Here is a 14,269-nt window from a genome sequence, read left to right as displayed (position 1 = left end):
GAATCCGCCTCGATGGCGGCCAGCTGATCCTCGAACAGCAGCTTGGACTCGAACAACAGGCGGCCGATCAACGTGCTCTTGCCGTCGTCCACGCTGCCGCAGGTGATGAAGCGGAGCAGGCCCTTGTTCTCGTGCTCTCTCAGATAGGTCTCGATGTTTTCCGAGATCATTGGTGAGGCATGGGACACAGCACTTTCTCCTTATGATGAGAGCACGAGCGCTGCGAGCTCCGGGCGACGAGCAACGGGCGGGCGCTTCGCGCCAGTCACGAGCCTCGGGCTACGAGCAAGTCGTGCTTTCCACTTGTTCAGTGATTTGTCTAATGGTTGGGTGGCGTCAAGGCTTTGAGCAGCGAGCCGAGCATCCGGGAGATCGTCATGGCTTCGTTGCGCCAGTGCTGTCCAATGGGCTCGGCAATGTAGCCGACTTCGATGCCAATCAACGTCTGAGTGGCAAACTCGCCACAGGACCCCTTGGCAATCGAGACGAAGCGAAATTTCTCACGTTCGGTATAGCGCTCGAAGCCTTCCGCGATATTGCTGGGGATCGATAAGGCTGAGCGCGTTATCTGGTCCTTGAAGCCAAAATCCCGCAAGTCTTTCAGCTCACGGTAAACCCCGACGCTCAGCTGTTTGCTTCGCTGCCAGACTTCCATCTGCTCATGTCGCATAACCTCTCCTTGGGCTTCGGGCTTCGGGCTTCGGGCTTCGGGCTTCTAGCTCCTATCGTAGCCCGCAGCTCGCAGCCCGTAGCTCGCAACTCGCAACTCGCAACTCGCAGCCCGCAGCCCGTAGCCCGCAGCTCAGAAATACCCCTCTTGCTTCTTCTTCTCCATCGACGCGGCGCTGTCGTGGTCGATCACCCGTCCCTGACGCTCGGAGGTGTTGGTCAGCAGCATCTCCTGGATGATCGCCGGGAGGGTGTCGGCCTCGGATTCGATGGCGCCGGTCAGCGGGTAGCAGCCCAGGGTGCGGAAGCGCACCTTGCGCATCATCGGTACCTCGCCGGGTTCGAGGGGCATGCGCTCGTCGTCGACCATGATCAAGGCACCGTCGCGTTCCACCACCGGGCGTTCGGCGGCGTAGTAGAGCGGCACGATGGGGATGGCCTGCAGGTAGATGTACTGCCAGATATCCAGCTCGGTCCAGTTGGAGAGCGGGAAGACGCGGATCGACTCGCCCTTGTGCTTGCGGGTGTTGTAGAGCCGCCAAAGCTCGGGGCGCTGGTTCTTGGGATCCCAGCGGTGCTGGGCATTGCGGAAGGAGAACACCCGCTCCTTGGCGCGGGACTTCTCCTCGTCACGCCGCGCGCCGCCGAAGGCGGCATCGAACCCGTACTTCTCCAGCGCCTGCTTGAGGCCCTCGGTCTTCATCACGTCGGTGTGAATGGCCGAGCCGTGGGTGAAGGGGTTGATGTCCTTCTCGATGCCCTCGGGGTTGATATGCACCAGCAGGTCCATGCCCATGTCCTCGGCCATGCGGTCGCGAAACGCGTACATGGCGCGGAACTTCCAGCGCGTATCCACGTGCAGCAGCGGGAAGGGCGGCGGCGCCGGGGCAAAGGCCTTGCGCGCCAGGTGCAGCATCACCGCGCTGTCCTTGCCGACCGAGTAGAGCATCACCGGGTTCTCGGTCTCGGCGACCACCTCGCGCATGATCTGGATGCTCTCGGCCTCCAGCTTCTGTAGATGGGTCAATGAGGTCATGTGTTCTCAGTCCTTGGTTAAGAAGCTGTAAGCCGTAAGCCTTAAGCTGTAAGTAAAACCCGACACCAGGGGTTCCAGGTTTTCGCCGCGCAGCGGCGGGCTTACAGCTTACGGCTTAAAGCTTACGGCTCCGGGCTGTGTCCGGCGGGCACCATCACGAGACGCATGTTCGGATGTTTCTCGAGCCATCGATGGATGGCGGGTACCGCCCGGAAATACGCGCCGTGGAACAGCAGCGCTACCGGCCTGCCGTTGGCCTGGTCGAGCAGGCGCTGGAACAGTGCCAGGTAGTCATCGGCGCGGGGTGGTTCGCCAAGGCAGCGCAGATAGAGGGTGTCGCGCTTGCCGTGCAGGTGCAGCCGGTAGCGGCGCCGGGGCAGGGCGGTCACGCCGCCGCGCCATACCGGCCCGCCGGCCTGACGCACCGCCTCGATCGCCTGGCTGGCCTGCTGGCGGTACCAGCGTCCCGCCTGGCCGCGCTGCTTTTCCAACGTTTCCCGCGTCAGCGGCGCCGGCTTGAGCTGCTGGCCTGCCAGCCAGTGGTCAACCGCGCGCGCCGATACCGCCGGCCCATCGGCCTCATCAGCCAGGGCCTCGGCCAGCATCCGGCTGCTCCAGCCCGGGGCAGTGCCAGGCGGCTGCCGCTTCAGCAGCTCCTTCAGGCGTGCACCCTGGGCCTCACCCAGGGTGTTGGCCTGGCCGGGCTTGCGCCCACGCCCCTTGACCGGTACCGCCTCCCAGCCGCCTTCCCGAAAGGCCTTCCAGGCCGCTGAAACCGTCGGCGCCGAGAGCCCGGTGCGGGCTGCGGTATCGGCCACGGTATGGCCGTCCAGGCGCAGCCGCACCGCTTCCAGGCGGCGCTTGTTGAGCAGTTCGGGCGATAAATGTTTAGTCGGCAAGGTAAAGGTAACCTGATGAAATTACGATGATACTTGGTTGGTGGTTGGTAGAGGCAATGGGAGTCATCGACATCATCATAAAAGCCTGCGTAGAATCTCACAAGCGACAAACTGATGACTCTCGGGCTTTAAGGACGACGCGTGATGACCTGGGCGGTGCTGCTTTCCATAGCCGGACTCGTCGGCCTGCTGATCAGCGGCCGGGTACGCCCCGCCATCGCCTTCGTCGGCCTGGCCGGGGCCTACTTGGTGCTGGGCCTGGTGGATACCGCTACCCTACTGCAGCAGTACACCAATCCGGCGCTGGCGACGCTCGTGCTGTTGCTGCTCGTCTCCCTTGCGCTGGAGCGCACCCCGCTGCTCGACTGGCTCTCCCAGCGATTGTTGAGAGGCAGCGAGAAGACCGCCACCGCGCGGCTGATGGGTGCCAGCGCGCTGCTGTCCGCCTTTCTCAACAATACGGCGGTGGTGGCAGCCTTTCTGGGCGCCATCTCCCGGCAGAAGCGCATCGCCCCCTCGCGGCTGCTGATCCCGCTCTCCTACGCCTCGATTCTGGGGGGGGTGACCACGCTGGTGGGCACTTCCACCAACCTGGTGGTCAACTCCTTCGCGCTGGGTAGCGGCGGCTTCGAGCTGGGCATGTTCCAGTTCAGCCTGGTGGGAGTGCCGGTGGCGCTGCTCACTTTCGGCGTGCTGCTGTGGCGGGCGCGGACGTTGCCGGCGCATATGCCCGAGGATACCGCCGAGACGCTCTCCTACTTCCTGGCGGCGGACCTGGAGCCCGGCTCGGAGATGGTGGGCAGGAGCATCGAGGAGAACGCGCTGCGCAGCCTGGAGGGCCTCTTTCTGCTGGAGATCGAGCGCGACGGGCGGTTGATCAGCCCGGTGGGGCCCGAGGAGATCCTGCAGCCGGGCGATACCCTGGTGTTCACCGGCGAGGTGAGCAAGGTGCAGGCGCTGCAGCGCTTTCCCGGGCTCAAGCTGTTCGGTCATCAGGCCAATGACCTGCTGGCCACCAACCTGATGGAGGTGGTGGTCTCCCACGAGTCGGAGCTGGCCGGCCAGACGCTGCAGGAGGTGGACTTCCGCAGCATGTTCAACGCCGGGGTGGTGGGTATCCGCCGCGGCGGCAAGCGCCTGGAAGGGCAGCTGGGGCAGATCCCGCTGCGCGTGGGCGACTGCCTGCTGCTGGCGGTGGGCAGCGATTTTCGCCAGCACCGCAACATCGATCGCAACTTCCACCTGCTCAGCGGCAGCTTCAAGCGCCCTCAGCTCAGTCGTCTCGAAAGCCTGCTGACCCTGGCCGGCTTCGCGACGGTGATCGGCCTGGCGGCCCTGGAGCGGCTACCGCTCTTTCACGGCCTGCTGCTGTTGATGGCCGGGCTGCTGGTCGGGCGCGTGCTGAGCCCCGCCGAGCTGCGCCGGCGCTTTCCCTTCGAGCTGTGGCTGATCATCGGCTCCGCCTTGGCCATTGCCCAGGGGCTGGAGAATTCCGGTGCCGCCGACCTGCTCGCCCAGGGCATGCAGACCCTGTTTGCCGGTCATGGCGTGTATGCCGCCTTCATTGGCTGCTATCTGCTGACGCTGCTGCTGACCGAGACGGTGACCAACAACGCCGCCGCCGCGCTGGCCTTCCCGGTGGCCTGGACCACCGCCCAGGCCTTTGGCGCCGACCCCATGCCGTTCATCATGGCGGTGGCCTACGGCGCCAGCGCCTGCTTTTTGATCCCCTACGGCTACCAGACCCACCTGATGGTCTTCTCCCCCGGCCGCTACCAGATCCGCGACTTCCTCAAGACCGGCCTGCCGGTCAGCCTTGCCTACTCCGCCGCGGTCCTGGTGCTCACCCCGCTGGTGTTTCCGTTTTAAGGGTATCCGGCGTCAGGAGAATATCGGACATGGCGGTACCTCCTGTCATGCGATGGGCAGTCCCGCCGCTTTCCACTCCGGATACCCTTCCTCGAAGCGTCGGACTCGATAGCCGAGTTGACGCAGGCGCTTTACGGCCTGGTGCGACAGGACGCAATAGGGGCCACGGCAGTAGGCCACGATCTCCCTGTCCTGGGGCAGCTTGCCCAGCATGTCTTCCAACTGCTCCAGTGGGATGTTGATTGCCTCGGGCAGGTGGCCGGCCTCGTACTCCTCCTCGGGGCGCACATCCAGCAGTGCCACCTCGCCGCTGGCGAGTCCTGCCAGCAGTTCGTCCGGGCTGACCGCCTCCAGCACGCCATCGGCGTCATCCTCCGCGAACAGCCGACTGACCAGCCGCTCCATCTCGGCCAGGTTGGTCTCGGCCACCTGCCTGAGCAGGCCCAGCAGGTTGACGATCCGCTCATCGGTCAGGTGGTAGATCATCTGCTTGCCGGAACGCTGGGCAGTGACGAGCCCCGCTCGGCGCAGCTGCTGCAGGTGCTGGGAGGCATTGCCGATGGTCAGGTCAGTGGTGTTGGCCAAGGTTTCGACCGAGGCGTCACCCTGGGCCAGGCGCTCCAGCAACGCCAGGCGATGCCCGTTACCCAGGGCGCGGGCGACCTGGGCCAGGGTGTCGAGAAGGGCCTGTTGCGAGGTCATGGGGGCTCTCCGAGGGGCGTAAGCAAAGCAGCTTGCCACTTGACAGCTAACGATATCTCTATCCATCATTCTATCGTTTTATTGAATGATGGCAAGGAGACACCATGCAGACGCTCATCATCATCAACGATCCCCCCTATGGCACCGAACGCCTCTACAACGGCCTGCGACTGGCCCATGCGCTGTTGAAGCGCGACGGGGACGTCACCGTCTTTCTGATGGGGGATGCCGTGTCCGGTACCAAGGCGGGACAGAAGACGCCGGATGGCTTCTACAACATCGAGCGCATGGTCAAGCGGGTCACCACCAAGGGCCGCGTGCTGCTGTGTGGCACCTGCATGGATGCCCGGGGCATGACCGACGAGGAGGTGGTGAAGGGCGCCGAGCGCAGCACCATGGATGCCCTGGCGGAAGCCACCGAGCAGGCCGACAAGGTGCTGGTGTTCTGAGTCCAGTCTCACTGAGCTGAACCGCCCCATCTCGAAGAAGCGATATGCCCATGGAGCTGGTAAGCCGGGAAAAACGCAACGTAGCCATCCTCGTCACCGGCCAGACCCTGTTCATCATCGCGATGGTGACGGTGATGACCCTGAGCGGGGTGGTCGGCCAGCAACTCACTCCTGACCCGGCACTGGCCACCTTGCCCATTGCCGCGATGATGGTGGGGACGGTGATCTCGACACTGCCCGCCTCGCTGTTCATGAAGCGGGTCGGTCGGCGCCTCGGTTTCATGACCGGGGGTACCCTGGGCGGCGTGGGTGGCGGGCTGGTCAGCTTTGCCGGCACCGCCACGGGGTCCTTTTGGCTGTTTTGTGCCGGTAACCTGCTGCTCGGTCTCTATCAGGGCTTCGCCATGTACTACCGCTTCGCCGCGGTGGATGTGGCCAGCCCGGCGTTTCGTAGTCGCGCCATCTCCTTCGTGATGGCCGGCGGCGTGGTGGCAGCCTTTATCGGCCCCTGGAACGCCACCGCGGCACAGCACTGGATCGCCAGTGTTCCCTTGGGTGGCCCCTATCTGGTGATCGCCATCCTCGCCCTGGTGGCCATCGGCCTGTTGAGTCAACTCAGGGTGCCCGCCAGCGGTGAGCCACAGCCCGGCGACACCTCACGCCCGATGAATGCCATTGCCAGTCAACCCGGCTTTTTGGTTGCTGTGCTGGCCGGTGCCATCGGCTATGCCGTCATGACCTTGGTAATGACCGCCACACCACTGGCGATGCGTGCCAACGACTTCTCGATGGGCCAGGTGGTGTTCATCATGCAGTCCCACGTGCTGGGCATGTTCGCCCCGTCGTTCTTCACCGGCAGCCTGATCGCGCGCTTCGGTGTAGACCGCATCTTGATGACGGGCGCCGCGCTGCTGGCCGGTTCGGCGGCGGTGGCGGTGATGGGCCTCAGCATCGCTCACTTCTGGGTATCGCTGGTGCTGCTGGGCATTGGCTGGAACTTCCTGTTCATCGGCGGCAGCGCCCTGCTCTCCACCGTCCATTCAGAACCCGAGCGCGGCAAGGTGCAGGGCATCAACGACCTGATCATCTTCTCGCTGGTGACCATCGGGGCGCTGATGGCCGGGCAACTGCTATACCACTTGGGCTGGGAAGCCCTCAACCTCGCCATGCTGCCGTTGATCCTGCTGGTGGCACTGTCCACCCTCTGGTTCAGCTTCAAAGCCAAATCACAACTGGCCAGCCACGTCTCTGGACCGCCTGAGCCATAGGGAGCCTTACACCATGCCAGCCTCTATCTATCTCGATCACAACGCCACCACACCGGTGGCGACCGAGGTGGCCGAGGCGATGGCCGCTAGGCACCAGGAGGCAGCGCAATGGGGAAAACTGTTCCTCGGCAAGGGCGCCTAGCGGGCCAGGTCTGCTGCCACCAGCAGGAAAGCACCGCCGTGCAGCCACGCAGGCCAGAATCCCTCGGTATGCCGGGCCAGCCATCCGCCACCCGACAGCCAGATGGCGCTGCTGACGTTGACGTTGGTGACCGGCAGGCCGTCGAACAGCGCCCGGGCCTCGCGCGCCGTATGCCAGCGTGCGCCCCGGTAGGCGCCTTGACCGCCTCGCCGCCCCTTCTGCCACCACAGCAGGCTGTTCCGGTTCAGCAACCCCAGTACGACGCGCCGATGTGCCACCCTGACCATCTCACTGACGGCCAGACGCTCATCCTCGATGAAGCACAACGCCGTGATCGATACGATCAGGTCAACGCTCTTGTCCCCGAAGGGAAGGGCCTGAGCATCACCGACCAGCCAGTCGATATCGAGGTCATCTCGCTGTGTGGCGTAAGCCACCCATTCCGGGTTGATGTCGATGCCGGACACCGGCCCCTTCCGTTGCCTGGCAAGGCCACGGGTGAAATAGCCGGTACCGCAGCCGACGTCCAGCAGCGATTCACCGGCGTGGACCGCAAGCGAGTTCCGGACCAGGTCAAGCTCACGGCTGGCGATCCATCGCCCGCGTGGCGTTTCGTACCAGGCGTCATAAGCGCTCGCGTCCAACTCGACACCTCCCTTTTCACCTCTGAAACCGCATGAGCGCGCCACCGCGTTGGCTCGCGCTCCAAGGAGGGCCAGATGGCATCCCCCGATTCCTCTCACGAACACTATCGGCACGGCATTCGTGAAAACCTTCATCAGTTCAGCCATCAGCTGGGCCAGGTTTTCCTGGTCGGCCTGACCATCGGCATGATGCGCACCGTGGTGCCGGCGCTGGCGGAATCCGAGTTCGGCGTCGCCGAGGGCTCCTTCATGATGCTGACCGCCTTCGTGGTCGCCTTCGGCTTCGTCAAGGGCACCCTCAACTTCGTGGCCGGGCGGCTGGCTGAGTACATCGGGCGCAGGAAGGTCTTGTTACTCGGCTGGCTGTCGGCGATCCCGATTCCGTTCATGGTGCTGTATGCCTCGTCATGGAGCTGGATCGTTGCCGCCACCGTGCTGCTGGGCATCAATCAGGGGCTGTGCTGGTCGATGACCCAGACTGCCAAGATGGACATCACCCGGGCCGACGAGCGCGGCTTCACTCTCGGCATGAACGAGTTCTCGGGCTATGTGGGGGTGGCCGTGGCAGGCATCGTCACCGGCTACCTGGCCATGGGGCTGGGACCGCGCCTGGGTCTGTTCGTGTTCGGTGCAACGGTGATCGCCCTGGCCATCGTGTTGACCCTGACCTCGGTCCGCGAGACTCATGGCTGGGCCAAAGCGGAGAGCGCCCGCCACGCCAGCGGCAACCATGACGGCCCACGGGCACGTATTCCGAAACAGGTCTCGGAAAACCCCACCACCCGCGAGATATTTGCGCTGATGAGTTGGCGTGACCGGCGCATGGCCGCCTTCAGCCAGGCGGGCCTGGTGGAGAAGTTCGTCGATGCCCTGGTGTGGGTCTTCTACCCCGTGTTCCTCTACCAGGAGGGTTTGGGGCTCGGCGCCATCGGCTGGATCGTGGGGATCTACGGCTTCGTCTGGGGCGGCTCCCAGTTCGTCACCGGCCGGCTGTCGGATCGCATCGGCCGACTCAAGCCGATCGTCTGGGGCATGTGGCTCTGTGGCGGAGGTGTGGCCCTGACGCTGCTGGGCAACGGTGTGGTCTGGTGGTCCTTCGCCGCCGCCGTCACCGGCTTCGGCATGGCCCTGCTCTATCCCAACCTGAGCGCAGCGGTGGCGGATATTTCCCACCCCAACTGGCGCAGCTCTGCCATCGGTATCTACCGCTTCTGGCGTGACCTCGGCTACGGCATCGGCGCCCTTAGTTTCGGCCTGGTGGCCCATCTTACCGGCGCCGTTACCGCCGGCTTCTGGTTCGTGGCCATCGCCATGTTCCTCTCGGGCGCCCTGGTGATGGCCTGGGGGGAAGAGACTCACCCTCGGCTCAACCCCGAGGTGTGATCTACCCTCATTCCGACAACTGATACATGCCACGCAAACGTCCAAGCCATGACACACGTTGGGGCAACATTCTTCATCTGCCGGAGCCCCACGTCCTGGGCGACAGGGCGGTTTGGTCGGCAGGGGAGGGTAGACGTTCCTGCCATCTGACGGGGGGACTTGCATCCATTGGATGGCAAGAGAGAACGCAAGTGGCTGGTGGACTTGCCATCAATGGGACGCTAGCATTTCCAGCAACTGGACGCCAGCAGAGGCGCGACATGCTGTTCCCCTACCTGCCACGACTGATTCGCGATCGAGTACATCAATCCCTCGCCGATATCTCCGCGGTCTGGCTGGGGCCACGGCAGGTAGGCAAGACAACGCTTTCCCAGCGCATCGCCCCCGAGCGCGCTTACCGCCAGTGGGTATCCAGTTGACGGGGGCGCTTATGAAATATCCGGGCCAGGCAGCCTTTTGCCAGGCCATTGTGATCCCCTGTACGGTATGATGAAGACAGTTGCCGAGTAGGTGTTGATGCCGAACCATGGGGCTTTTTGTTGGGACCAACCGCGGAAATCGAGAAAATTATCAAGCAGCGACAGCGTATTGAGCCCGAAACACGCAAGCGGACAATCGTTGAGGCGACACTCAAATGTGTAACGCGCTACGGTCACGCCGGCACAACGATGACCCGTGTCGCACGGGAAGCGGGTTCATCGATAGGGCTTGTTAGCCACTACTTCCAATCCAAAGAAGCACTCATGCTGGCGGCTTATCAAGAACTGACCGAGCAGCTACGCAGAGAGAGCGACCAACGAAATGCGGCGTTGGAATGCACGGCGCGTGAAAGGCTGAGGCTGATGATTTGTTCCGCCTTCAAAGTCGAGATTTTCAACCAGCAGGTGCTGTCTTCCTGGGTGGGTTTCTGGAGTGCCGCAGTAGCAGCACCAAAACTCGCACGTCTCAACAGGAAACTTTATGAAGAGTACAGGCAAGAGATGCAGTCCATTGTCGAGGCCATAGCCATCGAGGAAGATCGTGCGATCAATGCGAAGAGGGTGGCTCGCATTCTGACAGCACTAGTGGACGGTTATTGGCTGGAGTGGGCACTTGACCCCGAGGCGTTCAAGGTTGAAGAGGCGCTTCAGGATTCCTTGGGAATTGCTGAGCGCCTGCTTATAGATTAATCAGTTATTTACTGGAAGTTCTCGTTGTACGCTTCATGAGCGGGCTTTCCATTTCGAGTCTTTACTCCGTCGAGGAATTCCGCTATGCGTTGAGGGTTCTGAGAAATCCACTCATGGGCAACTTCTTCTTTGGGGCGCTCATGGAGGCTGTAATTTTCAATGAACTCGCTCTGCTCATCTGCGGAAAACGTGAAATTTTCCAGCAATTGTATGATGTTGGGGTTTTGGTTGGCAAAGCCAGTGCGAACGATAGTGCGAACTTCGCTACGCCCTTCGTTTTCCCCATAAACTTCTTCTGGGTCATCCAGGATATGCATGTCGTATTTGATTGCCATCCAGTGTGGCGTCCATCCATAGAATGCAATCCATTTTTTGTCATTATAGGCGGCATCTACTTCGGAAAGCATGCCGGGAGTCGATGAGTCGAGGATTTTCCAATCCTTGAGTCCGTACGTGTCAGCGTCTGCTGCATCGTGGAGCATAATGCTGGCTTGAGCGCCGCTCTCTATATTGTAGTACTCCGCACCGAAGCGTTCGCGATTTTCTGGCAGGTCCAGCTGCTCGGCACTGGTGATACCGGCATCGTAAACATAGCCTGGCACCGCAAACCCCATCCTGGCGCCGGAAACGTTATTCGCAACATCGACAATGGCACCGGCCTTCATGACAGCGTCATAGCTCTCCTTCTGCGAAGGCATCCACCCTGCCAGCATGATATCGCTATCCCCTGTTTCCATCGTCTGATAGCCGACGGTTGCCCCTAGCTCTACCTGTTTTGATGAGTAGCCAAGCATGTCCAGGAGCTGTGACAATATTTCCGTTTTAACCGTAACGCCGGGCCAAGGGGGCACCACCATCTGTATCGGTGTCGATTGCGCTTGAGCCAAGAAGGGAAAACTAAGACTCATCAGCGCCGTGCAAAGTAACTTGGCTATTTTTTTCATAATGATTCCTCTCAGGTTTTGGTGGATCAAATCCATGCCGTTCAGCGTGCAGCATCAATGGATTGGTGAATCAGGTCCGCCAATGTGTCGCGTGGGCAATGCACAGGGTTCGTGGAGTAAGCTGGATCTCTTTCGACCGGATCCAGGATGTCGTCTACGATCTCGTGTGTCACACCGATATCGGAAAGGCCTTTGGGAATTTCAAGCCTATCCAGCATTGAACAGATGGCGGTGTAAAAGGTGTCGAAATTGTCATCGCTGAGCTTCATCGCATGAGCGATAGCGGGTAGCTTTTTTTCAAGGGCGGAGCGGTTAAAACGCATAACAATAGGCAATAAGATGGCGTTGGTCATGCCATGATGCGTATGGCAAGTGGCACCGACCATATGGCTGATGGCATGCACCAGGCCCAATCCCTTGAGAAAACCGACCCCAGACAAGAAAGAGCCCGTTAACATATTACTGCGTGCTTCTAGATTCGTACCGTTCTCGACGCTCTCCTCGAGATTTTCCCAGATCAGTGCCAACCCTTGAAGGGCTGCACCATCACACATGGGGTGGAACACCGGTACGAGGTACGATTCTAGTGCGTGTGTCAGGGCATCCAGCCCCGTCCATGCCGTTAGATCGGCAGGCAAGCCAAGGGTCAAATTGGGGTCGAGAATGATCTTGTCGGGGCGTGCCAAAGGGTGATGCGCACACTCTTTGGTGCCTCGCCGGGTATCGATGAGCATGGCGGTGCTATCACCTTCAGCGCCGGTACCTGCCGTTGTTGGAACGGTAATCAACAGCGGGAAATCTTCGCGCGTCAGATCCGTTGGCGTTGCGTCATTATAGTCGAAGTCCCACAGAGCGTAGCGACTCTGCTGGGCGATTAATACAGCGCCCTTGGCGCCATCCATGGCGCTGCCGCCACCGATGGCGATGATAGCGTCGGCTCCATGCTCACGGTAGCTTTTTGCTGCCGCGAGAGCGTCCTTGTCTGATGGGTTGGCGTGAATCGCATCAAACTGCCTACACACTATATCGGCTTTTGCCAACTGCGCCTTCAATCGATTTAAATGATCGAGCTTTGCGACGCCGGGATCGGTCACTATCAGTGGCCGTTTTATCCGGTGCTGGAGAAAAAAATCGTTTAACGTAGCGATGCTCCCAGGCCCCGACTCAACGCAATAGGACATTTCCCATTCGACATGGTCCCGTGAAGAAAACGCTGAGGACATGGGGGCTCCATTCGCTAACAGACTGAATAGTATTCGCTTTTCAGCTCCTGACTCAGCCATGGCCGAGTAGCCAAAATACCTCTATCGCACCATGATAGCCACTATTGAAATACATTTCAATAGCGCCAAGTGCCTGTTAAAAATGGGTCGCGTGCCTGGTTCCGGTGCCACCTGGCGTATCCGAGGACATGGCCAACACTAACCTCGATCTCGCCATCCTCCTTGAAGGGCGCCATCAGCGCCGCCCGGATGCCAATGCCTGATCGAAGCTGTCGAACGTCAGGCATGGCTTGGGGATAGGGAACTTTCGAAAGTGATCGCTGTATCAAGATCGCAGCCATGTTCCATGTACTCGAACGACAGGAGCCAATCGTGATACGCACTTCCCATTTGCTCTCCTGGCTGATGAGTCTGGCGCTGTTGCTGGTGGTGGCGACGCCAACCTTCGCCGAGCCACAACGACCGGACTTCACGGCGTTGGTCGACAAGGCCGCACCGGCCGTGGTCAACATCTCCACCTCCCGCGAGGCCGAGAGGTCCAGGGCGTCCTCCCGGCAATTCGGGAGGCAGGAGGTGCCGGAGATCTTCCGCCATTTCTTCGGCGACCGCTTGCCGATGCCGCCTGGCGGCGCGCGCCCTCGCGATGACCAGCCGCGTCGGTCACTGGGGTCGGGCTTCATCTTCGATGAAGACGGCTACATCATGACCAACGCCCACGTGGTCAAGGAGGCCGACCAGATCCTGGTGCGCCTCAACGACCGCCGTGAGCTCGAGGCGGAGCTGGTCGGTGCCGACGAAAAGACTGATGTGGCGGTGCTCAAGATCGAGGCGGATAACCTGCCCACCCTGGCGCTGGGTGAGTCCACCGATCTCAATGTCGGACAGTGGGTCGCTGCCATCGGCTCTCCCTTCGGTTTCGATCACTCGGTGACCGCCGGGATCATCAGTGCCATTGACCGGACCCTGCCCCGGGACGTCTACGTCCCCTTCATCCAGACCGACGTGGCGATCAATCCGGGCAACTCGGGCGGGCCGCTGTTCAACCTGGATGGCGAAGTCGTTGGCATCAACTCCCAGATTCTCACCCGCAGTGGTGGCTACATGGGCCTGTCCTTCGCCATCCCCATCGATGTGGCAATGAACGTCGCCAACCAACTGCGGGCAGAGGGTTACGTGAGCCGCGGCTGGCTCGGCGTCAGCATCCAGCCGGTGTCCAAGGACCTGGCAGAGTCCTTCGGCATGGCGCAGGCCGAGGGTGCCTTGATCGCCGAACTCGAACCCGGTGGCCCCGCAGCGGAGGGTGGCCTTCAGGCTGGCGACGTCATCCTTGAGGTGAACGGCCAGGAAGTGGATCGCTCCTCCACCCTGCCGCGCCTGGTCGGTGAGACGTCCCCGGGCGAGGAGGTCAAACTTGCCGTGTTGCGCGATGGCCAGCAAGAGACCATCACCCTGGAAGTTGGCGCCTGGCCGAATGCCGGCCCCGAGCCATCTGACGGCGGCTCGGTACGCCTGGGTATCGCGGTTCAACCGTTGAACGACAGGGAGAAGCGGCGGCTCGGTATCGAGCACGGGGTGCGCGTCGTCAACGTCGATCCGACGGGCCACGCCGCTGCTGCCGGCATTCGCCCCGGCGATGTGCTGGTCAACCTGAACTATCAGCCCGTAGAGAGCCCGCAACAGCTGAAGGGCATGCTGACCCATCTGCCGGACGATCAAACGGTCCCTGTGCTGATCAACCGCGAGGGCCGCGCCTACTTCGTGGCCTTGCGACTGGGTAACGATGACTGATCACGGCTGAGGTGGAACCGGTAGGGTACCGGGCGCGTATCACCCGGTACCCTACAGCTCGTAGACACACCGTCCAGGGATGCC

General features: G+C 61.7%; 15 protein-coding genes and 1 pseudogene. 8 read left to right on the top strand and 8 right to left on the bottom strand.

Annotated features, from left to right (window positions below; genetic code table 11):
• The 4 genes and pseudogenes from RI841_RS07995 to RI841_RS07980 form a co-directional block, all read right to left on the bottom strand.
• Positions 1–188: pseudogene (locus RI841_RS07995) on the bottom strand (sulfate adenylyltransferase subunit CysN); the annotation flags it as partial.
• A 131-nt stretch (positions 189–319) separates the two neighbouring features.
• Positions 320–670 carry a four helix bundle protein gene (locus RI841_RS07990; protein ID WP_310705068.1) on the bottom strand — a complete coding sequence of 117 codons (351 nt, stop codon included), beginning with the start codon at positions 668–670 and terminating at the stop codon, positions 320–322.
• A gap of 132 nt (positions 671–802) precedes the next feature.
• Positions 803–1,705 (bottom strand): sulfate adenylyltransferase subunit CysD, encoded by a 903-nt coding sequence (gene cysD, locus RI841_RS07985; protein ID WP_310705067.1) that lies wholly within the window; start codon positions 1,703–1,705, stop codon positions 803–805.
• A 122-nt stretch (positions 1,706–1,827) separates the two neighbouring features.
• Complete coding sequence (locus RI841_RS07980; protein WP_310705066.1) at positions 1,828–2,604, bottom strand: helix-turn-helix domain-containing protein; 777 nt, start codon at positions 2,602–2,604, stop codon at positions 1,828–1,830.
• A gap of 144 nt (positions 2,605–2,748) precedes the next feature.
• Here RI841_RS07980 and RI841_RS07975 point away from each other — a divergent pair, with 144 nt between their 5' ends.
• Positions 2,749–4,473 carry an SLC13 family permease gene (locus tag RI841_RS07975; protein ID WP_310705065.1) on the top strand — a complete coding sequence of 575 codons (1,725 nt, stop codon included), beginning with the start codon at positions 2,749–2,751 and terminating at the stop codon, positions 4,471–4,473.
• Between the two features lie 45 nt (positions 4,474–4,518).
• On the opposite strand, the gene RI841_RS07970 is transcribed toward RI841_RS07975, so the two are convergent.
• A complete protein-coding gene (locus RI841_RS07970) occupies positions 4,519–5,175 on the bottom strand; it encodes a metalloregulator ArsR/SmtB family transcription factor (protein WP_310705064.1) in 657 nt (218 codons plus the stop codon).
• 104 nt (positions 5,176–5,279) lie between these two features.
• Between RI841_RS07970 and RI841_RS07965 the strand changes: the two genes are divergently transcribed.
• The 3 genes from RI841_RS07965 to RI841_RS07955 are packed head-to-tail and all read left to right on the top strand — an operon-like array spanning position 5,280 to position 7,034.
• Positions 5,280–5,624: a DsrE family protein gene (locus tag RI841_RS07965; RefSeq protein WP_310705063.1), complete on the top strand. Its 345-nt coding sequence runs from the start codon at positions 5,280–5,282 to the stop codon at positions 5,622–5,624.
• 50 nt (positions 5,625–5,674) lie between these two features.
• A complete protein-coding gene (locus RI841_RS07960) occupies positions 5,675–6,892 on the top strand; it encodes an MFS transporter (protein WP_310705062.1) in 1,218 nt (405 codons plus the stop codon).
• Positions 6,893–6,905: 13 nt separating this feature from the next.
• Positions 6,906–7,034 carry a hypothetical protein gene (locus RI841_RS07955; RefSeq protein WP_310705061.1) on the top strand — a complete coding sequence of 43 codons (129 nt, stop codon included), beginning with the start codon at positions 6,906–6,908 and terminating at the stop codon, positions 7,032–7,034.
• On the opposite strand, the gene RI841_RS07950 is transcribed toward RI841_RS07955, so the two are convergent.
• A complete protein-coding gene (locus RI841_RS07950) occupies positions 7,031–7,825 on the bottom strand; it encodes a class I SAM-dependent methyltransferase (RefSeq protein WP_310705060.1) in 795 nt (264 codons plus the stop codon). The genes RI841_RS07955 and RI841_RS07950 overlap by 4 nt on opposite strands.
• Here RI841_RS07950 and RI841_RS07945 point away from each other — a divergent pair.
• From RI841_RS07945 to betI, 3 genes are all read left to right on the top strand, one after another.
• Positions 7,754–9,061: an MFS transporter gene (locus tag RI841_RS07945; protein ID WP_310705058.1), complete on the top strand. Its 1,308-nt coding sequence runs from the start codon at positions 7,754–7,756 to the stop codon at positions 9,059–9,061. The genes RI841_RS07950 and RI841_RS07945 overlap by 72 nt on opposite strands.
• Before the next feature lie 260 nt (positions 9,062–9,321).
• Complete coding sequence (locus RI841_RS07940; RefSeq protein WP_310705057.1) at positions 9,322–9,480, top strand: hypothetical protein; 159 nt, start codon at positions 9,322–9,324, stop codon at positions 9,478–9,480.
• Positions 9,481–9,600: 120 nt separating this feature from the next.
• On the top strand, positions 9,601–10,230 hold the full coding sequence (gene betI, locus RI841_RS07935; RefSeq protein WP_310705056.1) for a transcriptional regulator BetI: 630 nt from the start codon (positions 9,601–9,603) through the stop codon (positions 10,228–10,230).
• Between the two features lie 8 nt (positions 10,231–10,238).
• Here betI and RI841_RS07930 read toward each other — a convergent pair whose 3' ends face one another.
• Both RI841_RS07930 and RI841_RS07925 read right to left on the bottom strand, forming a co-directional pair.
• A complete protein-coding gene (locus RI841_RS07930) occupies positions 10,239–11,210 on the bottom strand; it encodes an ABC transporter substrate-binding protein (protein ID WP_310705055.1) in 972 nt (323 codons plus the stop codon).
• Between the two features lie 5 nt (positions 11,211–11,215).
• Positions 11,216–12,397 (bottom strand): iron-containing alcohol dehydrogenase, encoded by a 1,182-nt coding sequence (locus RI841_RS07925; RefSeq protein ID WP_310705054.1) that lies wholly within the window; start codon positions 12,395–12,397, stop codon positions 11,216–11,218.
• Positions 12,398–12,802: 405 nt separating this feature from the next.
• Here RI841_RS07925 and RI841_RS07920 point away from each other — a divergent pair, with 405 nt between their 5' ends.
• The gene (locus tag RI841_RS07920) at positions 12,803–14,185 is read left to right on the top strand and encodes a DegQ family serine endoprotease (RefSeq protein WP_310705069.1); all 1,383 of its coding nucleotides are present in this window, start codon (positions 12,803–12,805) and stop codon (positions 14,183–14,185) included.
• Positions 14,186–14,269: the final 84 nt, after the last annotated feature.

This window comes from Halomonas sp. (genome assembly GCF_031581305.1).
Classification (GTDB): domain Bacteria; phylum Pseudomonadota; class Gammaproteobacteria; order Pseudomonadales; family Halomonadaceae; genus Halomonas.
This window is presented reverse-complemented; position numbering and strand designations above follow the sequence as displayed.